Source organism: Promicromonospora sp. AC04 (assembly GCF_003058225.1).
In the GTDB taxonomy this organism is placed as follows: Bacteria; Actinomycetota; Actinomycetes; order Actinomycetales; family Cellulomonadaceae; genus Promicromonospora.
The window spans coordinates 226,861-252,474 of record NZ_QBUG01000006.1 but is presented as its reverse complement, the minus strand read 5'-3'; the positions used below and the strand labels follow the sequence as shown (position 1 = coordinate 252,474).

Below are 25,614 nucleotides of genomic sequence, written 5' to 3'. Positions count from 1 at the left end.
GGGGCCTACCTCGGCCGTCAGGTCCCGTCCGCCGCCCGCAGCGCCAGGCTCGCCAGGCCGGCCGCGTCCTCGTCGGGTTACCTGAGCGCCGACACGCCCGTTCCCGGGACGATCCCGTCGAGCGTCGCGAGCTGGTCCTCGCTCAGCCGGAGGGCGCCGGCGGCGACGTTCTCCTCCAGGTGCGCCGTGCTGCCGGTCCCGGGGATCGCGAGGACGTGCGGGCCCCGGTGCAGGGTCCAGGCCAGGCGGACCTGTGCCGGGGTGGCGCCCTGGGCCTCGGCGATCGCGGCGACCTCTGCCTGGCCGGTCTTGTCGGCACCGCCCGCCGGAGAGGCGCCCTCGACTGCCGCTCCGACGGAGAAGAACGGCACGAACGCGATGCCGTGCTCGCCGCACAGCGTGACCAGGGCGTCGTCCTCGCGGCTGGTCAGGCCGTACTGGTTCTGCACGCACACCACCGGCGCGATGCTCATCGCCTCGGTCAGCTGCTCGGGAAGGATGTTCGAGATCCCGAGGTGCCGGATCAGGCCGGCCTCACGAAGCTCCGCGAGGGCGCCGAAGTGCTCGGCCACCGACTCGGGCTCTCGTCCCTGGCCCGCCATGGTCGTGCCCCAGCGCAGGTTGACGACGTCGAGGTGGTCGCGGCCGAGCTGGCGGATGTTCTCCTCGACCTGGCCGCGGAGCTGGTCGGGGCGCGCCATCGGCTCGAACCCGCCGTCGCGCGAACGGCCCGGGCCGACCTTCGTGGTGATCACCAGGTCGTCGGGGTAGGGCTGGAGGGCCGTGCTGATCAGCTCGTTGGCCGAGCGGAGCGGGACGAAGTAGAAGGCTGCGGTGTCGATGTGGTTCACGCCGAGCTCGACGGCGCGCCGCAGGACGGCGATCGAGGCGTCCCGGCTGCGGGGCGCCTTGTCCCAGGGCATGCCCATGAGCCGCATCGCACCTAGGCCGATGCGGTTGATCGTGCGGTCGCCGAGCTGCCACGTTCCGGCGTCGGCGGCGTTCGGGGTGGTTGTGGTGGTGTCAGTGGTCATGCGGCCAGCCTTGCTCCACGGGGGCCCGATTCCACGACGATGGCAACTTGTTGCCGAGCCTGGCGCGGGGGAGTGGCGCCGGGGATGATCGAAGCCATGCAGACAGGCGAGGCCGTCACCATCGTGCGCGGCGAACAGGAGCTGATGGAACGGACGGCGCACCTGTTCACGTCCGCGACAGACGTCGCCTGCGCCGCCAACGACCTCTCCACCTGGGCGAGGACGCAAGCGTCGGGGGAGCTCGCCGAGATGATCCGGACGCGTCACCCGAGTGACATACGGATCCGCAAGGTCTACCGGTCCGCGCTGCTGCTGGACCCGGTGGCGGCGCAGAGGCTGGCGCGGGACCGGGACCGGCACGGTGCGCAGATCCGCATCACGAGCGAGGAGATCAACGAGACGATCATCCTCGACCGCCGGCTGGTGATCCTGGCCGGCGACGTCAGCGCCGGCCGGCGCAGCTACAGCGTGATCACCCAGCGCGAGGCGGTGCAGGGCGTCACCTCCCTGTTCGACGCGGCCTGGCGGTCGGCCATCGACCTCGCCGTCTACGACACGCGGATCGCCGAGATCCGGCAGCTCGCGCCCCAGGTGCTGGACCTGCTCAGCCAGGGGGTCAAGGACGAGGCGGCGGCCCGGACGCTGGGCCTCGGTGTGCGCACCTACCGGCGCCGGGTGGCCGAGCTGATGGACGCCCTGGGCGCCGGGTCGCGGTTCCAGGCCGGCGTGCGGGCGCGAGAGCTCGGCCTCGTCTGACGCCCTGGTACTCGCCCGGCTCGGCGCCGGCGGATCGGGTCAGCGGACGATGTCAGTGGCTGGTGCGAGACTCCTGGCGTGAGCGAACGTGCAACCGTCCCGACCGATATCGTCCTGCGGCTCGCCGCACTGTTCGAGCGTCTTCCGGAGTGCTCCGAGAAGGACGCCTGGACCGGCGTGGCCTGGCAGGTCCGGCAGGCCACGGTGGCACACGTGTTCGGGGGAGAGGACGGCCTGATCCGGATCACCTTCCGCGCCGAGCCCGACGAGGTGGAGGCGTTCCAGCACCTCGGCCCGCGGTACTTCAAGGCGAGCTGGGGCACCAACGTGGTCGGACTGGTGCTGGACGAGGGCACGGACTGGGAGGAGCTGGCAGAGCTGCTCACTGACTCCTTCTGCATCCAGGCGCCGCAGAGTCTCGCGGACCAGGTGAGCCGGCCGGGCGTGCCGGACGCGGGCTGAGTAGGGTCGAGACATGACGAACCGCGCGACGGTCGAGACCTGGGTCCGCGACTACGAACGGCTCTGGCGGACGGCGGGAACGGACGGCCTCTCCGACCTGTTCAGCGCCGACGCGTCCTACCTGACGTCACCGTGGGCGTCGCCGATCGTGGGGCTGCCCGCGGTGACGGAGTTCTGGGAGGCCGGACGTGACGGGCCGGACGAGTCGTTCACGATGACCAGCGAGGTGCTCGCCGTGGACGGTCCGACGGCGGTCGTGCGCGTGAGCGTGGACTATGCCGCACCGGGCGGCCGCTGGCGCGACCTGTGGGTCCTCACGTTCGACGACGACGGGCGCTGTGCCGCCTTCGAGGAGTGGCCGTTCGCGCCGAAGCAGCCGGACGGCCACTGACCGCGCCCAGCAACCGACGGCTGGGCAACCGACGGCTCAGTAGCCGCGATCCCGCTCGACGGCCGATGCCGGACGAACGCCGTCGCGGACCTGCATGAGCGCCGCGTCCAGGCTCGTGACGACGTCGGACGGCAGCGTCAGCCCCGAGACGTGCGGCGTGATCGTGACGTCCGGGCGGCGCCACAGGGGCGATGCCGGGTCGAGCGGTTCTGGTTCGGCGACGTCGAGGGTCGCGTGCCGTACCCGGCCGGCGTCGAGCGCCCCGACCAGCGTGTCCGTGCCGATCGCCGACCCTCGTCCGATGTTGAGCAGGTGCACGCGGTCGAACGTCTGGAGCAGCTGTGGGCTGATCAGGCCGGTCGTCTGCGGGGTGTGGGGGAGCGCGAGCACGAGGACGTCGACACCCGCCCCGGCGAGCGCGGGAGCGTGTGCCTCGGCGAAGGGCAGCACGGCGTCGAACGCGTCGTCGGGACGGCCGGTCCTGCTGAGGCCCGTGACCCGATGCCCGACGGCGGCCAGTGACCGGGCGATCGACCTTCCGATGGCACCGGTGCCGACCACTACGGCTCTATCCCGGTCGGGCGGCATCGGCGGGTTCGACGGGTCCCAGGTGGCCGACGCCGAGTCGGCGAGGTAGCGGGCTGTCTGCCAGCGTTCGGCAAGGACCCAGGCGAGCACGTACTCGGCGATGCGCCAGGGCATCGTCCCGGTGGTGCGGGTCAGGAGCACGTCGTCCGGCAGGGCGGGCGCCAGGTGCTCGACACCCGCGAAGGGAGAGTGCACCCAGGCGGCGTCCGCCGCGTACTCGGGCTTCGTCGTGATCGCGAGCGTCGCGCCGCGATCCAGGATCTCCAGGCCGTGGGTGTGCGCCCACGTGAGGAGCGCTTCACGCAGACCGTTGTCGACGTCGTCGCCTACAGACACGGTCGGACGGGTGCGCAGGGTCTCGGCCAGAGTGGGTGCTGAGGGTTCGGGTGCCATCACGCCCATTGTGCCGGGGAGACGGTCCGGGTCAGTTATGTCAGCGGACTGGGCTCGCGGCCTGATGTTCCAGGCTTGCGAGCGTTCCGTGGGCTCGCCGATCAAAGAGCCTCCCCGGACCGGCGTCGACCGCGGTCGACGGCGGCGAGCTCGATCTTCGGGGCTGCGTACCGTCCCGGCGGCCGTCATCTCCAGCGGCCGTCATCGGCGTACGGACGGGCTTCTGCGGCAGATCGGGTTACATCCGATAATGCACATTATGTCATTACGGCGGTGGAAGAGGCCCTGAGGCCCGCCCCCGGGTGGTGCCCTCCGCCGCACGGCACAGCCGGACTCTTCGCGTCCACGTCACGCGGTCGCCGGACTCTACGTGGCGCTGAGTTCGGTCACTTGCCCCCTCGCCCTGAGTGGCTTCGGTCGGCTGCCTTGAGATCGGTCGCTTATTGGACCGATCTCAAGGCAGCCGACCGAAGCCACGAGCCGGAGCCATGCGTTCGACCGAACTCGCGGGCTTCGCGGGACGAGTCGGGCTTCGCAGCACGTGCCCCGCAGCCCGGGCCGAGCAATACGGGCCGAGCAATACGGCGGCCCTGGGGCGCGTGCGACCGGTTCTCGTTCCACGCCCCTACCCCGATCGCGTCGCCCCAACTCATCTAAAGCATTGTGTATAGCGCAACACAACTGTCTTTCAACACGAACCAAGATCAACACGGTAGCAGCCCGAAAATCCTGCGGCCCCTCCCAGCGCCCGAGGCATACGATCCGGAGACCATGAATCTCGCCGGAATTCTCGCCGCCTCCACGAGCACCGCGGTGCTCGTGGAGGGCGAGAGCGACCGGGCGGCTGTCGAGACGCTCGCCGCCCGCCTGGGCCTCCCCCTCGCCGACCTCGGTGTGCAGGTCGTCGCGATGGGCGGGATCACCAACATCGGCCACCACCTCGTCGCCCTGGTCGACCAGCTGCCCGGTGACCGGAGCATCCGGCTCGGCGGCCTGTACGACGCCGCGGAGGAAAGGTTTGTCATCAAGGGCCTCGACCGGGTCGGTGTGCGCCGGTTCGACGCGACCACTCCCCTGACCGACCTCGGCTTCTTCCGGTGCGACCGGGACCTCGAGGACGAGCTGATCCGGGCGATCGGCATCGACGGGTTCCTCGCCCTGATCGACGCCGAGGGCGAGCTGCGCAGCTTCGAGCGGCTGCAGGGCCAGCCGGCCCAGCGCGAACGCACCACCACCCAGCAGCTGCACCGGTTCATCGGCTCCAAGGGCGGCCGCAAGGAACGCTACGGACGCCGCCTGGCCGAGGTGCTTCCCCTGGACCGGGTGCCGGCTCCCCTGGACGCGCTCCTGCGCTGGGCCGCCTGACCTCTGACGTGTCAGATGTACAGAACAACACGGGGGGGGTAGCCCGTGAGTCTGACAGGCCCGTGTCTTCGCCGCGTCCAACAGGCCTACGTCTTCATGGCCTGCGCGGGTCAAGCACCACCATCCCGGCGCGCGGCGCGGAGTCCATCGTGGGCACCAGCCGGGCGGCCTCCGCCATGCCGACGACCCGGTCCAGGAGGTCCTGGGGCCGCAGCGCACCGGAGGCGACGAGGTCCAGCATCTCGGGGTAGTCGGCCGCCGCCATGCCGTGGCTCCCGAGCACGTCGAGCTCCCAGGCGATCACACGGCCCATCGGCACGCGCGGGCCGCCGTCGACGGGCGGGAACAGGCCGACCTGCACGTGCCGTCCGCGGCGGCGCAGGCTCAGGATCGCGTCGGCGCACGTCCGCTCGCTGCCGACGGCGTCCACCGCGACGTGCGCGCCGCCGTCGGTCACCTGGTGGACGACGGCGGGGACGTCGAGGCCGTCCGCGAGCGCGGGACCGTCCGCGAGCACGGTGTGCTCGGCGCCGGCGCGGCGGGCGGCGTCCAGGGCGCCCTCGGACCGGTCGATCGCGACGACGTGCGCCCCGCGGGCGACCGCGACCATGATGGCGCTGAGCCCGACGCCGCCCGCGCCGACGACCACGACCCACTCCCCCGCCCGGACCTGCGCCCGCCCGGCCACGGCGCGGTAGGCGGTGGCGAAGCGGCAGCCGAGGCTGGCCGCCGTCTCGAACGAGACGTGGTCGGGAATCGCGACGAGGTTGGCGTCGGCGGCGTAGAGGGTGACGAGCTCCGCGTAGGAGCCCCAGTGCGTGAAGCCGGGCTGCGTCTGGTCGGGGCAGACCTGCGCCTGGCCGCTGCGGCACCACTTGCAGGCGCCGCAGCCGCTGACGAACGGCACGGTGACCCGGTCCCCGACGTGCCAGTTCGTGACGCCGGCGCCCACCTCGGCGATCGTGCCCGCGAGCTCATGGCCCGGGACGTGCGGCAGGTCGGTGATGTCGGCGTCGTGCCCGGACCAGGCGTGCCAGTCGCTCAGGCACAGGCCGGTCGCGTGCACCCGCACGACCACCCCGCCGTCGGGCGCCTTCGGGTCGGGGACCTCGCGGACGTCGGTGGGGCCCTGGAACTGGTCGAAGAGAATGGCGCGCACGAGCGGATTCAACCACGCGGCACCGCGAGGCGGGGCGCGCGGGCTGTCTGAACGGTCGGGTGTACGCAAACCTGCGTACCCGGGTTGTCGCTTGCTGACGGACGCCGGGCCTACCTCCTGGGGCGACTGTGGGGTCATGGACGAGACAGGTGTGAACGACACGAGCGAGCTCGTGGTGCGGACCGATGCGCTGACCAAGCGGTACGGCGACCGGGTTGCCGTGGACCGGGTCAGCATGACGGTGCGGCGCGGCGAGGTGTACGGCTTCCTGGGCCACAACGGCGCGGGCAAGACGACGACGCTGCGCATGGTGCTGGGGCTGGTCCGCCCCACTGCGGGGCGGGCGACGGTGCTGGGCCGGCCGGCGGGGCGGGCGGACGTGACGGGGCGGGTGGGTGCCCTGGTCGAGGGGCCTGGTTTCTACCCGTACCTGTCGGGCCGGGACAACCTGCGCTCCCTGGCCCGGTACCGGCACCTGCCGCGCGCGGAGGTGGAGCGGGTCCTGGACCTGGTCGACCTGACCGGGCGCGGCGACGACGCCTACAAGGGCTACTCCCTGGGCATGAAGCAGCGCCTCGGTGTCGCGGCGGCGCTGCTCGGTGACCCGGAGCTGGTGATCCTGGACGAGCCGACCAACGGCCTGGACCCGACGGGCATGGCGGACATGCGCGAGCTGGTCGTGTCCCTGGCCCGCGACGGCCGCACAGTGGTCCTGTCCAGCCATCTGCTGACGGAGGTGCAGGAGATCTGCGACCGGGTCGGGATCATCGACCATGGCCGGCTGCTGCGGGAGGCGGCCGTCGCGGACCTGCGCGGCGGCATCACGGTGCGCGTGCGCGCCACCCCGCGGGACACGGCGCTCGCGGTCGCGTCCCGGCTGGCCGGCCCGGACGGCGTCCGCCCCCTGCCCGACGGCGCCCTCGGGGTGGACCTGCCCGCCTCCGCGGCGCCCGACCTGACCCGTGCGCTGGTGGCCGCAGGGGCAGACGTGCACGAGGTGGCCCCCAGCGAGCGGACCCTCGAGGAGGTCTTCTTCGAGATGACCGCGAGCGCCGCCGACCCGAGCACCAGAGCCACCACGAACACGGCCGCGGCCGCCACGCGCACGAAGGAGCCCGTCTCATGACCGCCGTCCTCGACAGCACCCGCGCGGAGCTGCTCCGGCTGTGCAGGTGGCCGGCGGTGTGGATCACCGTCGGCGCCTGGGTGGCCCTCGCCCTGACGTTCGGGTACGTCTTCGACTACGTCTCCTACGTCACCGGGACGGAGAGCTTTGCCGCGGAGGGTGCCGCGCGCGAGGCACTTCTGGTCGGGCTCCTGCCGCAGGGTGTTCCCGACGTCCTGGTCCAGGGCATGCCGATGTTCGGCGGGGCGCTCGCGATGGTGCTGGGCGCCCTGGTCGCGGGCAACGGGTTCGGCTGGGGTACCTGGAAGACCTCGTTCACGCAGGGCCCGTCCCGGATCGCGGTGGTCGGCGGTTCCTTGACCGCGTTGAGCGTGTTCGTGGTCCTCATCGTCGGGGTGACTCTCGCCCTGTTCGTCGCCGTGTCCAGCGGCATCGCCCTGACCGAGGGCGAGGCCATCAGCTGGCCGACGGCGGGCGATCTCGCCCGGGCGGTCGGCGGCGGGCTGCTCGTGCTGGGGATGTGGGCCCTGCTCGGTTACGCCGTCGGGATCATCGCTCGCGGCCCGGCGCTCGCGGTGGGGCTGGGGTTGGTCTGGGCCCTGGTGGTGGAGAACCTGCTGCGTGGTGTCGGTTCCCTGCTGGACGTCGTCGAGCAGGTGACCCATTTCCTGCCGGGGACGGCTGCCGGCTCCCTGGTCGGGTCGCTCACCGGGGCCGGTTCGGGCACGCCCGGTGTGCTCGACGTCATCCCTGGCGACCAGGCCCTGCTGACGGTCGCCGCCTACATCGTGGGTCTGACGGCGGTGGTCCTGACGGTGATGCGCCGCCGCGACCTGGCCTGAGCCCGTCGGGGCGGTTCGGACGTGCGGGCCGCTGATGGTGACCGGTACGTCCGACCCGGCCGGGTCGTGGTTCCGTTGCAGGTCAGCGGCATATTCCGGCAAATCGGGAGTGTCAGTGGTCCCGCCTAGGGTGACGCTCATGGTCGCCCCTCCGCGCCTCGAGCGCATCACCGTCGCCGAAGCCTCCCGCCGTTATCTCGCGGCGGTCGAGGTCGAGACCATCCGTGGGGTCCTGTCTCCCGCCACGGCGCGTAGCTACACGCGTGACGTGACGGAGTTCGGGCGTCTGACCGGCCGCGACCGGATCCTCGACGACGTGACGGGGCCCGACGTCGACAGCGTCCTGGTGCGCTACCAGTCCGCGCCCGACGCCCGGTACACCGACCCGGACCGCAAGCCCGGCCCCGGGCGCAGCACCGCCACCGTCAACCGGTTCCGGCAGTCCGTCACCCGGTTCTTCGCGTACGCCGCCCGCGAGTGCTGGGTGCAGGCCGACCCCATGCAGTGGGCCGCGCCGCCCGCCAAGGTGCGCGGCACCCTGCGCACCGCCCGCACGGCCCTCTCGGCGGGTGCGGCCCGGAGTCTGCTGGCCACCCCGCCGTCGGACACACCTGCCAGGACCGACCAGGACCTTGCCCTGCGAGACCGGCTCGTGGTCGCGCTCCTGCTGGTCCTCGGCCCGCGCGTCTCGGAGCTGGCCCGTACCGACGTCGACGACGTAGCCCGCGAGCCCGAGCGCACCACCTGGCGCATCCGCGGCAAGGGCGGCAACACCCGCACCGTGACCCTCTCCCCGCCCCTGGCCCGCGCCCTGGACGACTACCTCACCCACCTGCGCCCCGCCCTGGCGGCCAAACGCCCCCGGGACGACGACGCCCAGCGCGCCCTCCTGCTGTCCTGGCGCGGCCGCCGCGTCGACACCCAGGCCATCCGCGCCCTGCTGACCCGCGCCGTGGCCCGCATGCCCGCCCCCTACCAGCGTGAGGCCACCCCGCACGCCCTACGGCACACCACCGCGACCCTCCTGGTGGCCGACGGCTGGGACGTCAAGGTCGTCGCCGAGCTCCTCGGCCACGCCTCGATCGCGACCACCGGCGTCTACCTCGACCGCATCGAGGGCGAGCTCGCCGCCGCCATCCGCTCCCACCCGCTCGCGGCCGCCATCGAATGAGAGCGGCCCCGCCCCACCGCACCCGGGCAAGCTCCGAATGCGTTCCAACGCCCGGAGAGCGAGACTCTGCATAGACCCGACCGAGGAGCCCGCCGATGTGGACCATCCGATGACCTCCCTTCTCGTGACGGGTGCAGGCGGCCCCGCCGGCCGCACGCTCGGTGCGCAGCTCGCGGCCCGCGCCGCCGCGGGCGCCGACCTGACCTGGGTGGGTGTCGACATCGCTCCCGTGACGAACCCGCACTTCCCGGACACCGACCACGCGCCCCGCGCCGACGCCTGGGACTACGCCACCGGCATGCGGGACCTGATCGACAAGCACGCCCCCGACCTCGTGATCCCCACCGTCCAGGACGAGCTGCCCCAGGTCGCCGTCCTCGCACAGGCGCTCGACCGGGCCGCGCCCGGCGCTCGCGGCCCGACGGAACGCGCCACCGGCACGCCCAGCACCGACGGCGTCATAGTGACCTCGGCCCCCGGCCCCGCCGCGATCGCCGCCGACAAGCTGCTCACCATGCTGGCGCTCGACCGCGCCGGGGTGCTGATCCCCCGCTACGCCCTGCCCACGGACTTCCCGGGCGTGCACGAGGCACTCGCCTGGGCCCGCGGACCGATAGTGGTCAAGCCCCGCGTCTCACGCGGCGGGCGCGGGGTGCGACTGATCGAGACGCCCGCGGACCTGCCCGGCCCAGCGGCCTGGACCGGGCTCGACGCCTCCTGGATCATCCAGTCGTTCGCCGGCGGCACCGAGTACTGCCCGCAGGTGCACCACATGCCCTCCGGCGAGACCACCGTGGTGGTCCTGGAGAAGACCGCGCTCAAGCAGGGCCGGGTGGGCAACGCCTCCGCCGTCGTACGCCTGCCCGACGGCGCCGCACCCGACGTCGAGGAGCTCGCCCGCCGGACCGTCGAGGCGCTCGGCCTGATCGGCCCCGTCGACATGGACGTCCGCCGCGACACCACCGGCACGCCGGTCGTGCTGGAGGTCAACGGCCGGTTCGGCGCCAACTGCGCGCACGCCCCGGAGCTGCTCGACGCGGTGCTCGCCGCAGGACGACCACCCCGATGATGCCGGTCCTGACGGCGGTCGCAGTCGTCTTCGGCGCGACGATGCTCGTCGTCGGCATCGTGCGGCTGCTCATGGTCCCGTTCGCCATCGTGTTCGAGGCCCGCCACCGGCCTCCGCCACCAGGCAGCCCCCCGCACGCCGGGACCATCTTCGACCACCCGGGCTCCGCGCCACCCTCGATCTCGGTCATCGTGCCCGCCTACAACGAGGGCGTCGTCGTGCAGAACTGCGTGCGCTCCATCGCCCGCAGCCGCTACCCAGACTTCGAGGTGGTGTGCGTCGACGACGGCTCCTCCGACGACACCTACGCCCAGCTCCAGGCGCTCGCCGCCGAGCTGCCCGGGGTGCAGGCGTACACGCAGGCCAACCGAGGCAAGGGCGCCGCGCTCAACTGCGGCATCGACCACGCCCTGGGCGACATCCTCGTCCTGGTCGACGCCGACGGCATGTTCGGGCCGGACACCCTCACCGAGATGGTCCGCGCCTTCACCGACGAGCGCATCGGCGCGGTGTGCGGGGACGACCGGACCGTGAACCTCGACCGTGTGCAGACCCGTTTCCTCGCCCTGATCAACCACGTCGGCACCGGACTGATGCGCCGCGCGCTGAGCGCCATGCACTGCCTGCCGATCGTCTCCGGGAACACCGGCGCGTTCCGCCGCGACGTGCTGGAACGCACCGGCCCGCTCAACGAGGACACCGTGGGCGAGGACCTCGAGCTCACCTGGCGGGTCTACCGGGCCGGTTACCGCGCCGCCTTCGCGCCCCGCGCGCTGGTCCACGCCGAGTCGCCGTCCACCCTGCCGGACCTGTGGAAGCAGCGCGTGCGCTGGGCACGCGGCCTGCTGCAGACCGTGCGCCTGCACTACGACCTGACCGGCAACCCACGCTACGGACCGTTCGGCCCCTACCTGGCCTTCAACCTCTTCTCCCAGGTGCTGGGGCCCGTGATCCAGGTCGCCGCGCTCGTGGTGTTCGTGGCGCTGGCGCTCCTGGGCGACCCGAGCGCCGTGCCGGCCACGTTCTGGCAGGTGCTGCTCTTCCTCAGCCTGCCGCTCACGGTCGCCCTGCTCGTGCTCGCCGTCTTCCTGGACCGCGCACCCGGCGACCTGAGACACGCCTGGACCCTGCCGCTGTGGCCGTTCTTCTCGACGGTGATGAGCCTGGTCATGCTGCGCGCGATCTGGCTGGAGCTGCGCGGCGCCGAGAACCGGTGGAACAAGATGGACCGGAGCGGCACGATCTCCGTCGACACCGGGCAGGACTCATGAACGAGCGCCGCGGGTCGCGCGCCGCGGCGACCGTCACCGCGGTGGCCCTCGCCGTCGTGCTCGCCACCACCCACACGGCCTGCTCGGCGGAACCCACCGCACCCTCGGTGAACCGCCCGCTGGTGCAGGCGCCCGCCCAGCAGTCGATCAGCCTCGGCATCGAGGACGTGGCGGATCGCGAGCAGGACTGGGACGCCGTACGCCGGCGGCTCGAGGACGCGCACGTCAACTCGGTGTCCCTCGCGGTGGGCCGGGCCGAGTGGGTCGCGTTCGACTGGTCCGCCCACCCCGAGGCCGTCGCGGACCCGGGCCGGGACCACATCGCCCACGCGATAGCGGAGACGGCACGCACGCCCGACGGCGAGCCCCGCCTCGTCGACCTCATGATCGACGCCCTGATCCCCCGCTGGATCGAGAATGACCCGTCGGTCGCCGGCGTGGACGCGGACGGATCCTTCGCGCAGTACGCGCCGTCGGCCAGCGCCATCCACGACGGTCCCGTCGGCGACCGCTTCATCGAGCTCATGGAAGAGCTCGCCCGCCGCTACGAGCCCGACCAGATCACGTTCACGGAGCTCAAGTTCAACGACGAGACCTACGGCGCCGACGACGCCGCCCTGTACCGGCAGATGACTGGCGAGGAGGACTGGCCCCGGCGAGCCGACGGGACCATCGACGAGGAAGCGCCCGAGATCGGCGCCTGGCGGTCCGAGGTGATCGCCGACTTCCTGGAGCGCGCGGCCGGCGTGCTCGACGACGTGGCCGCCGAGACCGGCAAGCGGCCCAATCTCGCGGTGGACGTCCTGATCAACTGGGACGACCCCGCCGAAGGGCGGCCCGACGCCGGCCTCGGCTACTCCCAGCTGGCCCGGCACGCCGACCGGCTGGTGTTCTGGGCCTACCTCGGCCTCGTGGAGCGCACGCCCGCCGACCTCGAGGCGGTCACCGCGACACTGCTCCACTCCGGCATCCCCACCGACACGTTCACCATGTCGGTAGGGCTCTGGGACGAGGGCCCCTCGGCGGACGAGACCACCTCCGGCAGCAGCCAGGCCGCGATCCCACCGCAGGACATGGCCGACGCCGTACGGGCCACCCGCGCGCAGGGCGTGACCGCCATCAACGTCACCCCGTACACCCTGATGACGGACGAGCACTGGGCCGCGCTCAACGAGGTGTGGACCCAGCTCCCGCCGACAAGTCTGCAGACGAGCCCGCCGGCACAGTCACCGTGACCCTGGTTCCCTCACCGAGGGTGCTTTCGACGCCCAGGGTGCCGCCGTGCGCGTCCACGATGGCCTGCGCGAGCGGCAGGCCGAACCCGATCTCCCGGACCTGCCACCCAGCGAAGCCGCGAGCGCGGTAGGGGCGCTTTGCGAGCCGGCCCAGCGCGTCGGGCCCCAAGCCCGCCCCGGTGTCGACGACCTCGATCACCGCCTCCCGCGTCGTCTCGTCGACCGGACCGACCCCCACCGTGACCGCACCGCCGCGCGGCGTGAGCCTGATCGCGTTGTCCAGCAGGCTGGTGACCACCTGGGCCAGGAGCTCCGGGTCACCCGACACCGCTACCTTCTCGGGCGCCGCCACCGTGAGCGACAGCCCGGCGGCCCGCGCCGTCGGCCCCAGCTCGTCACCGCAGGTGCGTGCCACCCGGGCCAGGTCCGCCTCCCTGCGGGTGATGGTCAGCTCCCCCGCCGCGAGATGTGCGCCCAGCACCAGCTCGTTGATCAGGCGCAGCAGGCGCCGCCCGTTGCGCTCGATGACGGCCACGTACCCCTGCTGCTCGGCGGTCAGGGAGTCCGCACCCAGGAGCTGGGCGTACCCGAGCACCGAGGTCAGGGGCGAGCGCAGGTCATGTCCGACCATGCCGATGAGCCCGTCCGGCGGCGACCCGGTCGTCTCGGCGGGCCCGCTGTTCGTGCGGGCCCGCAGGCGCCGGGCCGCCGGGTGCGGTCTCGGCGGGCTCACACGTACCCGGGCTCGCCACGCACACCGTGCGCGGACATACGGTCCGCGGCCGGCAGCATCAGCATCGTGGACCGCACCGTCTCCAGCGGCTCCGCGTACCGGCTCTGCGCGTACCGTGACCAGTACCGTGCGGTCGCCCGCACGATGTCCTCCTCCATGTAGGGCCGGTGCGCCTGCGAGACGAACGCCTGCAGCATCCGCAGCTTGGTCTCCAGGTGGTCGGTGATGTCCACGAACCGGTCCGGCCGGTAGTCGATGGTCGACGACGGGCTCTGGAAGCACGCCAGGTCCCCCACCTCGCGGGATGCGACCTGGACCGCCTGATGCACCGCCCGATGGTCCTGGTGCCGGTCGTGGTTGCTGTGCGTGTACACCCGGTCCGGCCGGACCTCCCGGATCACCTCCTCCACCGCGGTGATGGGGCCCCGCGCCGGGTCCAGGTGCGTGTCCTCGAAGCCCAGGTGGATCAGCCGTGCGCCCACCATCTCCGCTGCCGCCTTGGACTCCAGGTAGCGCGCCTCGGCATAACCCCCGACCGAGCCGCCCGACATCGTCAGGATCACCAGCCGGTCCCCGGTGCTCGCGTGCGCGGCCAGGGCACCACCGACCCCGAGCTCGACGTCGTCCGGGTGGGCGCCCACCGCCAGCACGGTCTTCGTGCTGTTCGCGTCGCGCCATGCCCGGCCCCGGCGCGCGAGCGTGGTGGCACGCTCGACGAGCAGCTCCACGTCGACGGGCTTGACCAGGAAGTCGTCCACGTCGCCGCGCAAGGCGTCCAGCGCGTAGTCGACGCGCTTGTGCGCCGTCAGGATGATGATTGGGACGCCCATGGCCAGCTGGTGGACCTCCGGCAGGATCTGCAGGCCGGAACGCCCGGGCAGCTCGACGTCGATGACCACGAGGTCGAAGCTCTCGGCCTGCAGGGCCGCCAGCGCGCTCTCCGCATCGCCGGCCATCACGGTGCGCATCCCAAGATGCTTCTCGAGCACAGTCCGGGTGAATGCCCCCGCGTCAACGTCGTCCTCCACGATCAGCGCGGACCAGGCGCCGGGCGAAATGTCGTCTGTGTCGTCTGTCATCGGTCCCCCTCACTCACGGAGCAGCCTCGCCCCTGGTCACCCCGCCTCCCCCGACGGTATGCACGAACGCGGCGAGCCGCCTGTCGTCGGGCGTGGCACGATGAATTCGTCAGTGCTCTCGTGCCGACCGCGAGGAGGTAGGACAGCAGATGCTGGAACTACTCGACACGCCAGCTGCGCAGGTAGCTCGATGAGCCACCGCATACTCGTCGTCGACGACGAGGAGGCGATCCGGGAGGTCGTACGGATCGGCCTGGAGATGACCACCGAGTGGGCAGTCGACGTCGCCGCCAGCGGAGCCGAGGCGGTCGCCCTGTGCACCGCCGATCCGCCGGACGCGGTCCTGCTGGACGTCATGATGCCCGCGATGGACGGGCCCACCACGTTCGCCCGGCTCCAGGAGGACCCCAGCACACGCAGCGTCCCGGTGATCCTGCTGACCGCCAAGGTCCAGCCCGCCGAGCGGCGCCGCTACGACGACCTCGCCGTCGCAGGAGTCCTCGCCAAGCCGTTCGACCCGATCACCCTGCCTGCCCAGATCGCCGGCCTCCTCGGATGGCGCGGGTGACCGCCGCCCCGGGCGAGGTCGGCGAGGGCGCCCTCCGCACACACAGCTCCCGACAGGGAGGCGCCACCGCGCGATCCTGGCAGAGCTTCGTGCGCTGGTCCTGGGCCGCCGGACTCTCCATCCTCGTGCTCGTCCTGCTGCTCGCCAGCCCCCTGCCCCAGGAGACCCGCGAGCTGATCTCCACCGCGGCGCTCGCCGCCGCGGGTGTCATCGCGGCGGTGAGCTGCGGCTGGCGCGCGGCGCAGTCGACGGGCCGGCGCCGGAAGGCGTGGGGGCTCCTCTCCCTGGGCGGGGTCGTCGGGCTGGCCGGCAACGTCTACTCGGGGCTCATCGGCGACCCGGAGACCGGGGACGCCGTCTACATCGCCGCTCTCCTGCTCGGCGTGGTCGGCCTCTCGCTCTTCCCGGCCGTCCGCCTGCGCGGCCGGGAGCTGGTGCGCATCCTGCTGGACAGCGTGGTCGTCGGCGGCTCCGTCCTGTACATCGCGCTCTTCGCCGTCGTCCTGGACACGAATACCTGGGAGGCGCAGCCGGCGCTCACCGCCTACGCGCTGCCGGTGGTCGACGCCCTGCTCGCCACCCTCGCGGTCCTGGTCCTGACCCGGTCGAGCGCCGCCGAGCGGGTGCCGCTCGTGCTGGTGGGCGGCGGGTTCGTCCTGTACGCCGTGTCCGACGTCGCTTTCGCGCTGCTGTCCTCGGCGGACGGCTTCGCGTTCGGCAGCCCCGTCGACGCGGGCTGGGTCGGCGGCTACCTTGCCATCGCGCTCGCCGCGCGCCACCCGGCGGCGTCCGGCAGCCCGGTCACCAGCAGGTCCGAGGACGGGACGCCCGTGCTCGGCACGGTCGTGACGTTCTGCCTGTTCCTCACGGCGGCGCTGGTGCGCGTCATCCAGTCGAGCGAGGGGCTCCCGGTGGTGGCGAACGTGCTGTGGGTCGCCGTGCTCGTCGCAGTCGTCGTGCGCCAGATCCTGGTCGTCATGGACAACGACTCGCTGCGCCGAGGGCTCGAGCGGCGGGTGCTGGAACGCACTGCGCAGCTGCGCTCGCTCGCGAGCGAGCGCGAGCGGACGCTGGAGTCCGTGGCCGACGGGATCTACGGGGTGGACCCCGAGGGGCGGGTGACCTTCCTCAACGCGGCAGCGGCGCACACGCTGGGTGCGTCCGCCGCGGACCTCGTGGGGCGCGAGGCGCACGCCACCTTCCACGCGCCCGGCGAGGACGGCACGCCGCACCCGGTGGAGCACTGCTACATCACCGAGGCCCTGCGCGACGGCGTCACGGCCACAGGCGAGCAGGACGTCTACCGGTTCGACGGGATGGAGGTGCCCGTCGAGGTCACGGCGAGCCCGCTGCGCGACGACGGAGTCATCCGCGGTGCGGTCGTCGCCTTCCGCGACGTCACGGAGCGGCGCGAGATGGAGCGCATCAAGGACGAGTTCGTGTCTGTCGTGAGCCACGAGCTGCGCACCCCGCTGACGGCGATCCGTGGTGCGCTCGGGCTCATCGACAGCAACGCTCTCGACAACGCGCCCGAGCAGGCGGCGCGCATGGTCCACATCGCGCTGACGAGCAGCGAGCGGCTCGGCCGGCTCGTGGACGACATCCTCGACACCGAGCGCCTGAACGCGAGCACCACTCGGTTCGAGCTGGAGGAGCACCGGGTCGACGCGCTCGTGTCAGCGGCGGTGGAGCAGGTCTCGGTCCTGGCGAACAAGGTCGGGGTCGCCCTGCGACCCGTCCGCTCCACGGAGGTGGTCCGTGCGGACGGCGAGCGCATCGTGCAGACGCTGACCAACCTGCTGGGCAACGCCGTGCGGTTCTCCCCGCGCGGCAGCACCGTCCGCGTGACGGCTGCGCCCGCCGGCGAGTTCGTCGAGCTGCGCGTGGACGACGAGGGCCGCGGCATCCCGCCGGACAAGCTCGAGTCGGTCTTCCGCCGGTTCGAACAGGTCGACGCCTCCGACACGCGCGAGCGAGGCGGCTCCGGGCTCGGCCTGGCCATCGCGCGCAGCATCGTCGAGCGGCACGGCGGGCGGATGTGGGCGGTCAGCGAGGGCGAGGGCCGGGGGTCGAGCTTCCGGTTCACGCTGCGCCGCGCCACCCCGCACCTGATCCCCGTCGTGGCGGGGTCGCCGGTGAACCCCTCCACCGCGACGCGGGTGGTCGTCGTGGACGACGACCCGTACGTCGTCGAGGTGCTGCGCACGGTGCTGGAGGAGCGCGGATACGGCGTCGTCGGCGTCACGGAGGGGGGCGCGGCGCTCGAGGTCATCCAGGAGGCCCAGCCCGCCGCGATAGTGCTCGACCTCGCGATGCCGGGCACCAGCGGGGCGGAGGTGCTCAGCCGGCTGCGGCAGTCCGCCGCGACCGCCGACGTGCCGGTCGTCGTCGTGTCGGGGACGCGCCCGGCCGACGCGCAGGAGACGGCCGCGCTGGCCGACGGCTGGCTCGTCAAGCCCGTCGACCCCGAGCGCCTCATCGAGACCGTCCAGGACGTCATCCGCCGGCGGCCGCACCACAACCGGGTCCTGGTCGTCGAGGACGACGACGACCTGCGGACGGTGGTGGCGACGGTCCTGGAGAACGGCGGGCTCGTCGTCACGCAGGCGCGCTCGGTGCACGAGGCACGGGCAGCTCTCGCAGACGGCGCCGAGCCGGACGTCGTCGTCCTCGACCTCAAGCTCCCGGGCGCCGACGGGCAGGAGCTCGTGGCCGACCTGCGCCGCGACGGCCGCCTGCAGCAGGTCCCCCTCGTCGTGTTCTCAGGCGCGGAGGTCAGCACTGAGGAGCGCGACGACCTTCGCCTGGGCCGGACCGTCTTCCTCACCAAGGGCCGCACGGCGCCGGACGCCGTCCTCCACTCCGTGCTCGACCTCCTGGACGCCGTCGCCGGTCGCACCGACGAACCCGAACCACTCCCCCCTGAGAGGAAGTCGTGACCCCTACCCTGACGATCCGCGTGAGTGCCGGCACCGGCACCGGCCGGACCACGCTCGCCGCGTTCGACGCCGCCCTCGCCGCCGCGGGCGTGAGCGACTTCAACCTCGTCCGCCTGAGCTCCATAGTCCCTCCCGGCAGCCAGGTCCTGGAGGTGGACGGTCAGGAACAGCTGCACGGCGACCACGGGGACGCCCTGTACTGCGTGTACGCGCGGGCGCACGCGGTCCTCCCGGGGCACGAGGCCTGGGCGGGGATCGCCTGGTCGCGACGGGAGGACGGCAGCGGTGCGGGCCTCTTCGTCGAGCACGAAGGCCCGTCGCGCGAGCAGGTCTCCACCGACCTCATGCACAGTCTCGAGGACCTCTCGGCCACACGCGGCGGCTCCTACCACTCCCAGGGCCGGCGGGTCATCGGCATCACCTGCCGGACGCTGCCCGTGTGCGCAGTGGTCGTCGCGACCTACCGGCGCGCGGGCTGGGAGGCGTTCGACGGTGGGCGCTGACATCTCCTTCGAGACGACCGTGGCGGGCGAGGTCGCCCAGCGCTTCTGGGAGCTGTACCTCGAGGCGTTCGAACCGTTGCGCACGCGCGCCGCCGCCCGGCACGTCCTGCTGCGCGAGGAGTTCGACCAGGAGTTGGCCGACCATCGGGTGACCAAGCTCCTCGCCCGTGACGAGCAAGGTCAGGCGGTGGGGCTGACCACGCTCGCGACCGACCTCGCGGCGGTTCCGTGGGTGAGCCCGGAATACTATGCCGCCCGCTACCCCGAGCACGCCGCGCGCGGCGCGGTCTGGTACATCGGGTTCACGCTCACGCACCCGAGCCGGCGCTCCACGCGCACCTTCATGGACATGATCGACGCCCTCGTCGCCCACCTCGCCGAGAACCGCGTCGTGTGCGCCTACGACGTCTCCCGGTTCAACGACGACTCCCTGCGGTTCGCCGACCACCTGCGCAGCCACCTCGAACGCACCCAGGACGTCACCGTCGAGACCGTGGACCAGCAGACCTACTACGCGACGACGTTCCACTGACATGCGGCGGCCTTCCGGTCCGGCGGGGTCCGGCGCGCTCGGGTCTGCCCCGGCACCGCCCGGCGCGGCCCGTGCGCCGCTATTCCGCGAACCCGGACGTGAGACCGGGTACCGTGAACCCGTGGCACCTCGCAAGATCCCAGGCAGCTTCCCGAAGCTCACGCTCGACATCCCGTCCGACTTCATGCAGCGTGCCCGCACGATCGCGACCCGCGCGGCGGTCATCGCGGCCGCGGTGCCGGTCGCGGCAGCGGTCGCGCTCACCGTGACCGACAAGATCCGACGGCGCATCCACCCGCTCACGTCGAAGTTCCCCACGGAGAAGCCGCTCACCGAGCACATCGACGAGACCGCCACCACTGTCTACACCTACGGCGCCGACCTCTACGAGGCGATGCTCGACGCCATCCACGGGGCGCGCAAGACCGTGATGCTGGAGTCCTACATCTGGAAGAACGACCAGGTGGGCCAGGACTTCAAGCAGGCACTGATCGACGCGGCCGCCCGCGGCGTCGACGTCTACGTGATCGTGGACGGTTTCGCCAACCTCGTGGTCCCCTACTCGTTCTTCCGGTTCCCGCCCAGCGTGCACGTGCTGCGCTTCCCCGTGCTGCGCCCGGGCGTCGCCTACCTCAACGTCCGCACCTCGGGCCGTGACCACCGCAAGATCCTCGTGGTCGACGACGAGACCGGTTTCGTCGGCGGCTACAACATCGGCTCCCTGTACGCCACGCAGTGGCGCGACACCCACGTCCGCCTCGAAGGACCGTCCGTGTGGGAGCTGCGCAACGCGTTCGTCGACTTCTGGAACCGCCACCGCAAGCCGCGCCACCCCATCCTGCCCGACGTCGGCTCCGGGACCTGGCTGCCCCACCTCAAGGCCGCGCGCAACGCACCCTCCGAGCTCGTGTTCCCCATCCGCGGGATCTACCTCGACGCGATCGACCGCGCCACGAGCCACGTCTACATCACCCAGGCGTACTTCATCCCCGACCACGACATCCACGCCGCGCTGCTCGCCGCAGCCGCACGCGGCGTCGACGTCCGGGTCCTGGTGCCCCACCGCTCCAACCATGTGGTCGCCGACTGGCTCGCCCGCGGCCACTACGCCTCCCTGCTGCGCGGCGGCGTGCGGATCTTCCTGTACCAGGGCGCCATGGTGCACGCCAAGACCGCCACCATCGACCGCCGCTGGACCACCATCGGCACCGCCAACATCGACCGGCTCAGCCTCACGGGCAACTACGAGGTCAACCTCGAGATCGTCGACCCGGGACTGGCCGGCCGCATGGAGGACGTGTTCGCCATGGACCTGTCCAACGCCCAGGAGCTCACGCTCGCCCAGTGGGAAGAACGCGGCGCGGTCGCCAAGATCGGCGAATACCTCCTGATCCCGCTCCGCCCGCTGCTGTAGCCGCCCGCGGCACACCTCGCTCGCCTCTGGAACCTCAGACCACCAGCGAGTCCCCCACCGGCAGCCGCGTGTACGTGTAGTGGCCGCCGAGCCGCGCCGTGTCCAGCCAGCGGGCGGTCAGCGTGTGCCCGGGCTCGGACAGGAACACGTCGTGGATGGGCACGACCACGCTTGCCGAGACCGACCGTGCGAAGTCGATGGCCTCGCGCATCTTCATCCACGGCGCCGACACGGGCACGAGCAGCACGTCGAGGCCGTCCTCGGGCAGCTCCGCCGGTGCGTCATAGGAGTCGCCCGGGTGGTACACGCTGGCCCCTTCGATCTCGACCAGGTACGTCACGTTCACCGCGCGCTGGATCTCCGGGTGGATCACGGCGTGGTCGCCGCCGCCCACGGTGACGCGTGCGTCCTCGATGTCGAGCACCTGGCCGGGCTTTGCCTCGTGCACCTGATCGGCCGGGGCGCCGTCGTCCAGCAGGGCGTGTGCGGCGGGGGCGGAGGCCCACACCTGGGCGTCGAGGTTCGACCTGAGGAACTCGACGACGACGGGCACGTCGACGTGGTCGAAGTGGTCGTGCGTGATCAGCACGGCCGTGGCCCCCGCGAGGGCGGAGGCGGTGTCGCTGAAGGTGCCGGGGTCGATGACGAGCGAGCCTCCGGCGTCGGAGAGGCTGAGGGAGACGCACGCGTGACCGTGGAAGGTGAGCTCCATGCCCGCAGGTTACGCCTGCCGGCCGGGGAACAGCAGACCGCCTGGTCGGGGGTGCGGAGCAACCCCGTGCCAGACGGCTGAGTCAGAACGACGGAATGAGGACGACAGAGCTGTACGAAGTCAGACAAGGAGTCAGACGGCGGACTTGGCGGCCCTCCGCTGGGCGAGCTCGTCACCCTCGACGGCGGGGACGTCGCCGGCCTCGCCCTGGTCGAGGGTCTCGGTCGGCATCTGGGCGAGGGTGCCCTCGATCTCGCGCCACACTCGCCCGACGGCGATGCCGAAGACGCCCTGACCGCCGGCGACGAGATCGACGACCTCGTCCGGTGAGGTGCACTCGTACACGCTCGCGCCGTCGGACATGAGGGTGATCTGCGCCAGGTCGTCCACGCCGCGTTCGCGCAGGGCCGTGACCGCGGTGCGGATCTGCTGCAGGGAGACGCCCGTGTCGAGGAGTCGCTTGACGACCTTGAGCACGAGGATGTCCCGGAAGCTGTACAACCGGTGCGTGCCGGATCCGGTGGCGGGTTTGATGCTCGGCTCCACGAGGCCGGTGCGGGCCCAGTAGTCGAGCTGCCGGTAGGTGATGCCGGCGATGTGGCACGCCGTCGTACCGCGGTAGCCCGTCGTGGCGTCTTGCTCCGTCAGGTCCTCACCGAAGAGGAGACCCTGCGCGCCGTGCGGGACCGCAGCGCGTGTGGCTCTCTCACCGCTGGTGTTCACTGTGCCTCCTGGGGTGTCGTGGCCACGCTATGGCGCGTCGAAGGTGATTTCAAAGATGCGCGCCGTGAAACGTCTCGGCGTGTCGCGGTTCAGCCGACTTTCACCCGGTCCGGCCACCACCTTGGCTGCCTCCGCCCGGGGGTCCGAGGAAGTCTTCGGGCGTGACGTGGTCGAGGAAGTCGCGGAATCGTTCGACCTCGGCCTGCTGGTCGACGTCGACGATCTCGACGCCGGCGAGGGCCACGATCTCCGCGGAGCACAGGACGGGGCTGCCGGTGCGTACGGCCAGCGCTATCGCGTCCGAGGCTCGCGAGTCGAGGTGCACTCCGTTGCTCAGGACGAGCTCGGCGAAGTAGATCCCGCCCTCCAGCGCGACGATCTCCACCCGTTCGAGCGTGACGCCGACGGCGCCCAGCACGTCGCGCAGCAGGTCGTGCGTCATGGGGCGCGGTGTGGCGAGGCCGGCCTGTGCCATGGCGATGGCGCTGGCTTCGCGGGCCCCGATCACTATCGGGATGGCCAGGTCGGCGGCACTGTCCAGCAGCAGCACGACGATCTCCTGATCGCGTTGCTGCTGTCGAACGCCGAGGATCTCAACGGGGACCATCGGCACGTCGTCCGGCCTCACGCTTTCACCGTACGGCGTCGGGCCGCCCCCCGTCGCGCGCTCGGGTCAATTTCCTGGTCACGGGCCGGTAGGCCGACGGCAAACCAAGGGTGGGATTCACCCTGCCCGGAACGTCCGGCTCGGGCTGGGGCGCGAGCCGGTCCGGGTGGGCTCCGTCGGGTTCAGCTGAGGTCGTCGATGCCCTGGCGTACCCAGGCGGCGTGCAGGCGGGTGAACAGCTCGCCCATCTCGCTCGCCATGCTCGCGGCCCGGCCGCGTGCCGCGCTGGCCTGCTGGCTGCGCAGCGGTGCCACTACCTGGTCGACGAGCGTGACCTGCCGGTCGGCGGCGGTCCGGAAGGAACGCAGGTGGCGCGGCTCGATGCCGAACTCGGCCAGGGCGCCCGCGATGCGGGCGACCTCGACGGCACCGGAGCCGAAGGTGGTGCCCGATGCCGGCAGGAGGCCGGCCTGGGCCAGGCTCTGCACGAACTCCTCGGTGACGCCTGCGGCCTGGGCCACGGACGAGGCGGTCCAGCGGCGTCGGGCGGGCGACCCGCCGCCGGCGAGGCGGGGTGCGGGGTGCTCGGCCGAGTCGGGGTCGGTGTCCATCGCGGCGAGGCGTTCCTTGATCACCTTCAGCGGCATGTAGCTGTCGCGCTGCTCGGTGAGGACGAACCGCAGGCGCTCGACGTCGGCCTGGCTGTACTGGCGGTAGCCCGACGGGGTGCGCACGGGCTCGATCAGGCCCTGCTCCTCGAGGAAGCGGAGCTTGGAGTGCGAGACCGAGGGGAACTCCTGGCCCAGGGCGCGCAGGACGTCGCTGATCCGCATCGTGGCCTGGCGGGAGATGCCCTGGGGCCAGGGCGCGTCGACGTCGCCCTGGTGGTCCTGGCCCTGTTCGAGGGCCGGTTCATGGACAGAGCCGGGGTCGGTGCCGCGGCGGACCCCACGATGGTCGCGTGCGGCGCCGGTCGTCACGGGGCGGGCGTCCCCGCGCCCCACTGCGCCGGCGACTGCGGGCTGGCGTGGAAGGTCAGGCGGAACTTCCCGATCTGCACCTCGTCGCCGGTGACCAGCGTGGCGCCGTCGATCCGGCCGCGGTTGACGTAGGTGCCGTTCAGGGAGCCGATGTCGCGCACGACGAACGAGTCGCCCTCGCGCACGAACTCGGCGTGCTTGCGGGACACGGTGACGTCGTCCAGGAAGATGTCGGCCTGCTCGCTGCGGCCGGCGACCGAACGGCCGGTGTCCAGGAGGAAGCGGGCGCCGAATCCCGGGCCGCGCTGCACGATGAGCAGCGCGGAGTGCCGCGGGAGGGCGGCGACCGCGGCGGCTTCCTCCGGGCTGAGCGCCGTGCGGGGCGTCTGCTCGTCGGAGGTCGGGAACGCGATGCGACCCAGGTTGGCCGTGGTATCGGGCCCGACCGGATGGGCGCTGGGGTCCGTCATCAGGTCTCCTCGGGTGCGGTGGTGATGTGCTGGGTTACTACGCTGGGACAACGGCCGGGACCTCGTCCGGGTTCCACTCAACCTACCTCGATCGGGATGGACGCGGGAACCAAAGTTGGGAACCAACCCGGATAAAACTACCCACGTCAGAGCGGTTCCGCATGCCGGTTCGGCAGGTCGGCCAATTGTGCCTGTCCGAGCAGGTCATGAACGTGGCGGGGGTCACTCTTCGTCGGTGGGTTCGGCGTACTCCGGCTCGCCCGGGATGCGCACGGCGTCGACGGTGACCTCGTCGGAGGGGGTGGTGGTCGCCTCGCCGCCTTCCTCGCGGATCCGTGGCAGCGCGCCGCCGGGAATCTCGAGCGCGCGGTCGATCGTCTCGGGGTCTCCGATCGCCGTCCACTCGTACGGGGAGGCGATCGCTGCGCCGTCCAGCACGACGCCGCCGCCCGAGTCCACGAAGTAGCTGGTCGTGACCAGCCGCACCCCGTTGACCTGGATCGCCTCGGCGCCTGCGTTGCGCAGCTCCTCGAGCAGGTTGAACAGCATCTGCGCCTCGAGCGGCTTGCCGCCGTCGGCCACGTGGATCTGCACGCCCGGGCCCTGCGCGGGGAGGCGACCCGACAGGATGCCCTCCTGCGCTGCGCGCTGCTGCGCCAGGTCCCGCGCCGCCTGGTCGCGGCCGTCCTCCGACTGCAGGTCGTCCCGGATCTCCTCCAGGTCCGCGACCTCGGCGTCCAGCTGCTCGGCGCGCTGCGTCACCTCGTCCAGGAGCCGGACCAGCTCGTCCTGACGCAGGCTGCTGAGCTGGTCCCCGGTCGACTGCCCGACCTGGACCGCCAGCGCGAACCCGAGCGCGAGGCACAGCAGGCCCGACAGCAGCTCCGAGCGCGTGCCGTGGGGCCGCAGCAGCTGCGCGACCCGCCTCCAGCCCGATGCCGGTGTGGCCGGCGGCGGCTCCGTGTCGGCGTCGGCCTCTTCGGTGTCGGCCTCTTCGGTGTGGGCGTCCGCCGGCTCAGGCTTCTGCGGTGCGGCCGCCCCGGTCTCGACCGGGGGCTCGGACTTCTTGTCGGCCGCGTGCTCGGCCGCGTGCTCGGCCTGGTTCTCGAGCTGGTTCTCGGCCTGGTTCTCGAGCTGGTTCTCGAGCTGGTTCTCGAGCTGGTTCTCGAGCTGGTTCTCAGCCCCGTCCTCAGCGTGGTCCTTGACGCTGCCCATGCTCACGCCCTGAAGCTGTCTGAGGGGCGCTGACCAGCGGTTTCGCCGACTCGCGACCGCTTGCGGGGGAATGCTGGAGGAACAGCCCCCGGCACGAGCGTGCCGAGGTGAGTGTCCGGTGAGATCCCCGACGGGAGTCGTCGTAGGTCTCGTGGCACGGAGAAGCCATGCCCGTGGGTGCTGGTGTCTCCGTACATCGCCAACACTCTACTCGGGAGCAAATCGCTCCCGCGCTACGGCGCGGCTCGAGCCGGGGTCGGACCCGGTGGGGCGTGCC

General features: G+C 72.0%; 26 protein-coding genes. 15 read left to right on the top strand and 11 right to left on the bottom strand.

The window, feature by feature from the left end; genetic code table 11:
* Positions 1 to 77: 77 nt before the first annotated feature.
* Entirely contained in the window at positions 78 to 1,034 is a 957-nt protein-coding gene (locus C8K30_RS17485) for an oxidoreductase (protein WP_108494170.1), read from the bottom strand.
* 96 nt (positions 1,035 to 1,130) lie between these two features.
* Here C8K30_RS17485 and C8K30_RS17480 point away from each other — a divergent pair, with 96 nt between their 5' ends.
* From C8K30_RS17480 to C8K30_RS17470, 3 genes are all read left to right on the top strand, one after another.
* Positions 1,131 to 1,790: a response regulator transcription factor gene (locus C8K30_RS17480; RefSeq protein ID WP_108494345.1), complete on the top strand. Its 660-nt coding sequence runs from the start codon at positions 1,131 to 1,133 to the stop codon at positions 1,788 to 1,790.
* Positions 1,791 to 1,868: 78 nt separating this feature from the next.
* The gene (locus tag C8K30_RS17475; RefSeq protein ID WP_108494169.1) at positions 1,869 to 2,252 is read left to right on the top strand and encodes an MmcQ/YjbR family DNA-binding protein; all 384 of its coding nucleotides are present in this window, start codon (positions 1,869 to 1,871) and stop codon (positions 2,250 to 2,252) included.
* Positions 2,253 to 2,265: 13 nt separating this feature from the next.
* On the top strand, positions 2,266 to 2,643 hold the full coding sequence (locus C8K30_RS17470) for a nuclear transport factor 2 family protein (RefSeq protein WP_108494168.1): 378 nt from the start codon (positions 2,266 to 2,268) through the stop codon (positions 2,641 to 2,643).
* 36 nt (positions 2,644 to 2,679) lie between these two features.
* Here the strand turns inward: C8K30_RS17470 and C8K30_RS17465 are convergent, their stop codons facing one another.
* Positions 2,680 to 3,624, bottom strand: coding sequence for an NAD(P)-dependent oxidoreductase (locus C8K30_RS17465; RefSeq protein ID WP_158281039.1), 945 nt, complete (start codon positions 3,622 to 3,624; stop codon positions 2,680 to 2,682).
* A gap of 771 nt (positions 3,625 to 4,395) precedes the next feature.
* Between C8K30_RS17465 and C8K30_RS17460 the strand changes: the two genes are divergently transcribed.
* Positions 4,396 to 4,989 (top strand): TOPRIM nucleotidyl transferase/hydrolase domain-containing protein, encoded by a 594-nt coding sequence (locus tag C8K30_RS17460; protein WP_108494166.1) that lies wholly within the window; start codon positions 4,396 to 4,398, stop codon positions 4,987 to 4,989.
* 94 nt (positions 4,990 to 5,083) lie between these two features.
* Here C8K30_RS17460 and C8K30_RS17455 read toward each other — a convergent pair whose 3' ends face one another.
* The gene (locus tag C8K30_RS17455; RefSeq protein ID WP_108494165.1) at positions 5,084 to 6,148 is read right to left on the bottom strand and encodes an alcohol dehydrogenase catalytic domain-containing protein; all 1,065 of its coding nucleotides are present in this window, start codon (positions 6,146 to 6,148) and stop codon (positions 5,084 to 5,086) included.
* 136 nt (positions 6,149 to 6,284) lie between these two features.
* On the opposite strand from C8K30_RS17455, the gene C8K30_RS17450 reads away from it, so the two are divergent.
* From C8K30_RS17450 to C8K30_RS17425, 6 genes are all read left to right on the top strand, one after another.
* Positions 6,285 to 7,274 carry an ABC transporter ATP-binding protein gene (locus C8K30_RS17450; RefSeq protein ID WP_108494164.1) on the top strand — a complete coding sequence of 330 codons (990 nt, stop codon included), beginning with the start codon at positions 6,285 to 6,287 and terminating at the stop codon, positions 7,272 to 7,274.
* Positions 7,271 to 8,116 carry an ABC transporter permease gene (locus tag C8K30_RS17445; RefSeq protein WP_108494163.1) on the top strand — a complete coding sequence of 282 codons (846 nt, stop codon included), beginning with the start codon at positions 7,271 to 7,273 and terminating at the stop codon, positions 8,114 to 8,116. Before C8K30_RS17450 ends, C8K30_RS17445 begins: the two co-directional genes overlap by 4 nt.
* Positions 8,117 to 8,255: 139 nt before the next feature.
* A complete protein-coding gene (locus tag C8K30_RS17440) occupies positions 8,256 to 9,287 on the top strand; it encodes a tyrosine-type recombinase/integrase (protein ID WP_108494344.1) in 1,032 nt (343 codons plus the stop codon).
* Positions 9,288 to 9,396: 109 nt separating this feature from the next.
* On the top strand, positions 9,397 to 10,356 hold the full coding sequence (locus tag C8K30_RS17435; protein ID WP_108494343.1) for an ATP-grasp domain-containing protein: 960 nt from the start codon (positions 9,397 to 9,399) through the stop codon (positions 10,354 to 10,356).
* Positions 10,353 to 11,627, top strand: a complete 1,275-nt coding sequence (locus C8K30_RS17430) for a glycosyltransferase family 2 protein (protein WP_233257241.1) — start codon at positions 10,353 to 10,355, stop codon at positions 11,625 to 11,627. Before C8K30_RS17435 ends, C8K30_RS17430 begins: the two co-directional genes overlap by 4 nt.
* Entirely contained in the window at positions 11,624 to 12,862 is a 1,239-nt protein-coding gene (locus tag C8K30_RS17425) for a hypothetical protein (RefSeq protein ID WP_108494162.1), read from the top strand. The genes C8K30_RS17430 and C8K30_RS17425 overlap by 4 nt, the downstream gene beginning before the upstream one ends.
* Here C8K30_RS17425 and C8K30_RS17420 read toward each other — a convergent pair.
* Complete coding sequence (locus C8K30_RS17420) at positions 12,795 to 13,595, bottom strand: sensor histidine kinase KdpD (RefSeq protein WP_108494161.1); 801 nt, start codon at positions 13,593 to 13,595, stop codon at positions 12,795 to 12,797. The two genes, C8K30_RS17425 and C8K30_RS17420, sit on opposite strands and share 68 nt — an antisense overlap.
* Positions 13,592 to 14,674 (bottom strand): PIG-L family deacetylase, encoded by a 1,083-nt coding sequence (locus C8K30_RS17415; RefSeq protein WP_108494160.1) that lies wholly within the window; start codon positions 14,672 to 14,674, stop codon positions 13,592 to 13,594. The genes C8K30_RS17420 and C8K30_RS17415 overlap by 4 nt, the downstream gene beginning before the upstream one ends.
* A 190-nt stretch (positions 14,675 to 14,864) precedes the next feature.
* On the opposite strand from C8K30_RS17415, the gene C8K30_RS17410 reads away from it, so the two are divergent.
* From C8K30_RS17410 to C8K30_RS17390, 5 genes are all read left to right on the top strand, one after another.
* The gene (locus tag C8K30_RS17410; protein WP_108494159.1) at positions 14,865 to 15,242 is read left to right on the top strand and encodes a response regulator; all 378 of its coding nucleotides are present in this window, start codon (positions 14,865 to 14,867) and stop codon (positions 15,240 to 15,242) included.
* On the top strand, positions 15,239 to 18,181 hold the full coding sequence (locus tag C8K30_RS17405; RefSeq protein WP_146197511.1) for a response regulator: 2,943 nt from the start codon (positions 15,239 to 15,241) through the stop codon (positions 18,179 to 18,181). Before C8K30_RS17410 ends, C8K30_RS17405 begins: the two co-directional genes overlap by 4 nt.
* Positions 18,178 to 18,684, top strand: coding sequence for a pyruvoyl-dependent arginine decarboxylase (locus C8K30_RS17400; protein ID WP_108494157.1), 507 nt, complete (start codon positions 18,178 to 18,180; stop codon positions 18,682 to 18,684). The genes C8K30_RS17405 and C8K30_RS17400 overlap by 4 nt, the downstream gene beginning before the upstream one ends.
* Positions 18,674 to 19,216, top strand: a complete 543-nt coding sequence (locus C8K30_RS17395; RefSeq protein ID WP_108494156.1) for a hypothetical protein — start codon at positions 18,674 to 18,676, stop codon at positions 19,214 to 19,216. The genes C8K30_RS17400 and C8K30_RS17395 overlap by 11 nt, the downstream gene beginning before the upstream one ends.
* A 184-nt stretch (positions 19,217 to 19,400) precedes the next feature.
* A complete protein-coding gene (locus tag C8K30_RS17390) occupies positions 19,401 to 20,630 on the top strand; it encodes a phosphatidylserine/phosphatidylglycerophosphate/cardiolipin synthase family protein (RefSeq protein ID WP_108494341.1) in 1,230 nt (409 codons plus the stop codon).
* Positions 20,631 to 20,664: 34 nt separating this feature from the next.
* On the opposite strand, the gene C8K30_RS17385 is transcribed toward C8K30_RS17390, so the two are convergent.
* The 6 genes from C8K30_RS17385 to C8K30_RS17360 form a co-directional block, all read right to left on the bottom strand.
* Positions 20,665 to 21,342, bottom strand: a complete 678-nt coding sequence (locus C8K30_RS17385; RefSeq protein ID WP_108494155.1) for an MBL fold metallo-hydrolase — start codon at positions 21,340 to 21,342, stop codon at positions 20,665 to 20,667.
* Between the two features lie 132 nt (positions 21,343 to 21,474).
* Positions 21,475 to 22,065 (bottom strand): MerR family transcriptional regulator, encoded by a 591-nt coding sequence (locus C8K30_RS17380; protein WP_108494154.1) that lies wholly within the window; start codon positions 22,063 to 22,065, stop codon positions 21,475 to 21,477.
* Between the two features lie 100 nt (positions 22,066 to 22,165).
* On the bottom strand, positions 22,166 to 22,672 hold the full coding sequence (locus tag C8K30_RS17375; RefSeq protein WP_108494153.1) for a bifunctional nuclease family protein: 507 nt from the start codon (positions 22,670 to 22,672) through the stop codon (positions 22,166 to 22,168).
* 182 nt (positions 22,673 to 22,854) lie between these two features.
* Complete coding sequence (locus tag C8K30_RS17370; RefSeq protein ID WP_233257240.1) at positions 22,855 to 23,652, bottom strand: MerR family transcriptional regulator; 798 nt, start codon at positions 23,650 to 23,652, stop codon at positions 22,855 to 22,857.
* Positions 23,649 to 24,122, bottom strand: a complete 474-nt coding sequence (locus tag C8K30_RS17365; protein ID WP_108494151.1) for an FHA domain-containing protein — start codon at positions 24,120 to 24,122, stop codon at positions 23,649 to 23,651. The genes C8K30_RS17370 and C8K30_RS17365 overlap by 4 nt, the downstream gene beginning before the upstream one ends.
* A gap of 222 nt (positions 24,123 to 24,344) precedes the next feature.
* Positions 24,345 to 25,337 (bottom strand): DUF881 domain-containing protein, encoded by a 993-nt coding sequence (locus tag C8K30_RS17360; RefSeq protein ID WP_233257269.1) that lies wholly within the window; start codon positions 25,335 to 25,337, stop codon positions 24,345 to 24,347.
* Positions 25,338 to 25,614 lie beyond the last annotated feature (277 nt).

What these genes read in the sequence shown, in the direction of transcription:
- C8K30_RS17485 (WP_108494170.1), bottom strand. Translation starts at nt 1,034, where the DNA reads ATGACCACTGACACCACCACAACCACCCCGAACGCCGCCGACGCCGGA.
- C8K30_RS17480 (WP_108494345.1), top strand. Translation starts at nt 1,131, where the DNA reads ATGCAGACAGGCGAGGCCGTCACCATCGTGCGCGGCGAACAGGAGCTG.
- C8K30_RS17470 (WP_108494168.1), top strand. Translation starts at nt 2,266, where the DNA reads ATGACGAACCGCGCGACGGTCGAGACCTGGGTCCGCGACTACGAACGG.
- C8K30_RS17465 (WP_158281039.1), bottom strand. Translation starts at nt 3,624, where the DNA reads ATGGCACCCGAACCCTCAGCACCCACTCTGGCCGAGACCCTGCGCACC.
- C8K30_RS17460 (WP_108494166.1), top strand. Translation starts at nt 4,396, where the DNA reads ATGAATCTCGCCGGAATTCTCGCCGCCTCCACGAGCACCGCGGTGCTC.
- C8K30_RS17450 (WP_108494164.1), top strand. Translation starts at nt 6,285, where the DNA reads ATGGACGAGACAGGTGTGAACGACACGAGCGAGCTCGTGGTGCGGACC.
- C8K30_RS17445 (WP_108494163.1), top strand. Translation starts at nt 7,271, where the DNA reads ATGACCGCCGTCCTCGACAGCACCCGCGCGGAGCTGCTCCGGCTGTGC.
- C8K30_RS17440 (WP_108494344.1), top strand. Translation starts at nt 8,256, where the DNA reads ATGGTCGCCCCTCCGCGCCTCGAGCGCATCACCGTCGCCGAAGCCTCC.
- C8K30_RS17435 (WP_108494343.1), top strand. Translation starts at nt 9,397, where the DNA reads ATGACCTCCCTTCTCGTGACGGGTGCAGGCGGCCCCGCCGGCCGCACG.
- C8K30_RS17430 (WP_233257241.1), top strand. Translation starts at nt 10,353, where the DNA reads ATGATGCCGGTCCTGACGGCGGTCGCAGTCGTCTTCGGCGCGACGATG.
- C8K30_RS17425 (WP_108494162.1), top strand. Translation starts at nt 11,624, where the DNA reads ATGAACGAGCGCCGCGGGTCGCGCGCCGCGGCGACCGTCACCGCGGTG.
- C8K30_RS17415 (WP_108494160.1), bottom strand. Translation starts at nt 14,674, where the DNA reads ATGACAGACGACACAGACGACATTTCGCCCGGCGCCTGGTCCGCGCTG.
- C8K30_RS17410 (WP_108494159.1), top strand. Translation starts at nt 14,865, where the DNA reads ATGAGCCACCGCATACTCGTCGTCGACGACGAGGAGGCGATCCGGGAG.
- C8K30_RS17390 (WP_108494341.1), top strand. Translation starts at nt 19,401, where the DNA reads ATGCAGCGTGCCCGCACGATCGCGACCCGCGCGGCGGTCATCGCGGCC.
- C8K30_RS17385 (WP_108494155.1), bottom strand. Translation starts at nt 21,342, where the DNA reads ATGGAGCTCACCTTCCACGGTCACGCGTGCGTCTCCCTCAGCCTCTCC.
- C8K30_RS17375 (WP_108494153.1), bottom strand. Translation starts at nt 22,672, where the DNA reads ATGGTCCCCGTTGAGATCCTCGGCGTTCGACAGCAGCAACGCGATCAG.
- C8K30_RS17365 (WP_108494151.1), bottom strand. Translation starts at nt 24,122, where the DNA reads ATGACGGACCCCAGCGCCCATCCGGTCGGGCCCGATACCACGGCCAAC.
- C8K30_RS17360 (WP_233257269.1), bottom strand. Translation starts at nt 25,337, where the DNA reads ATGGGCAGCGTCAAGGACCACGCTGAGGACGGGGCTGAGAACCAGCTC.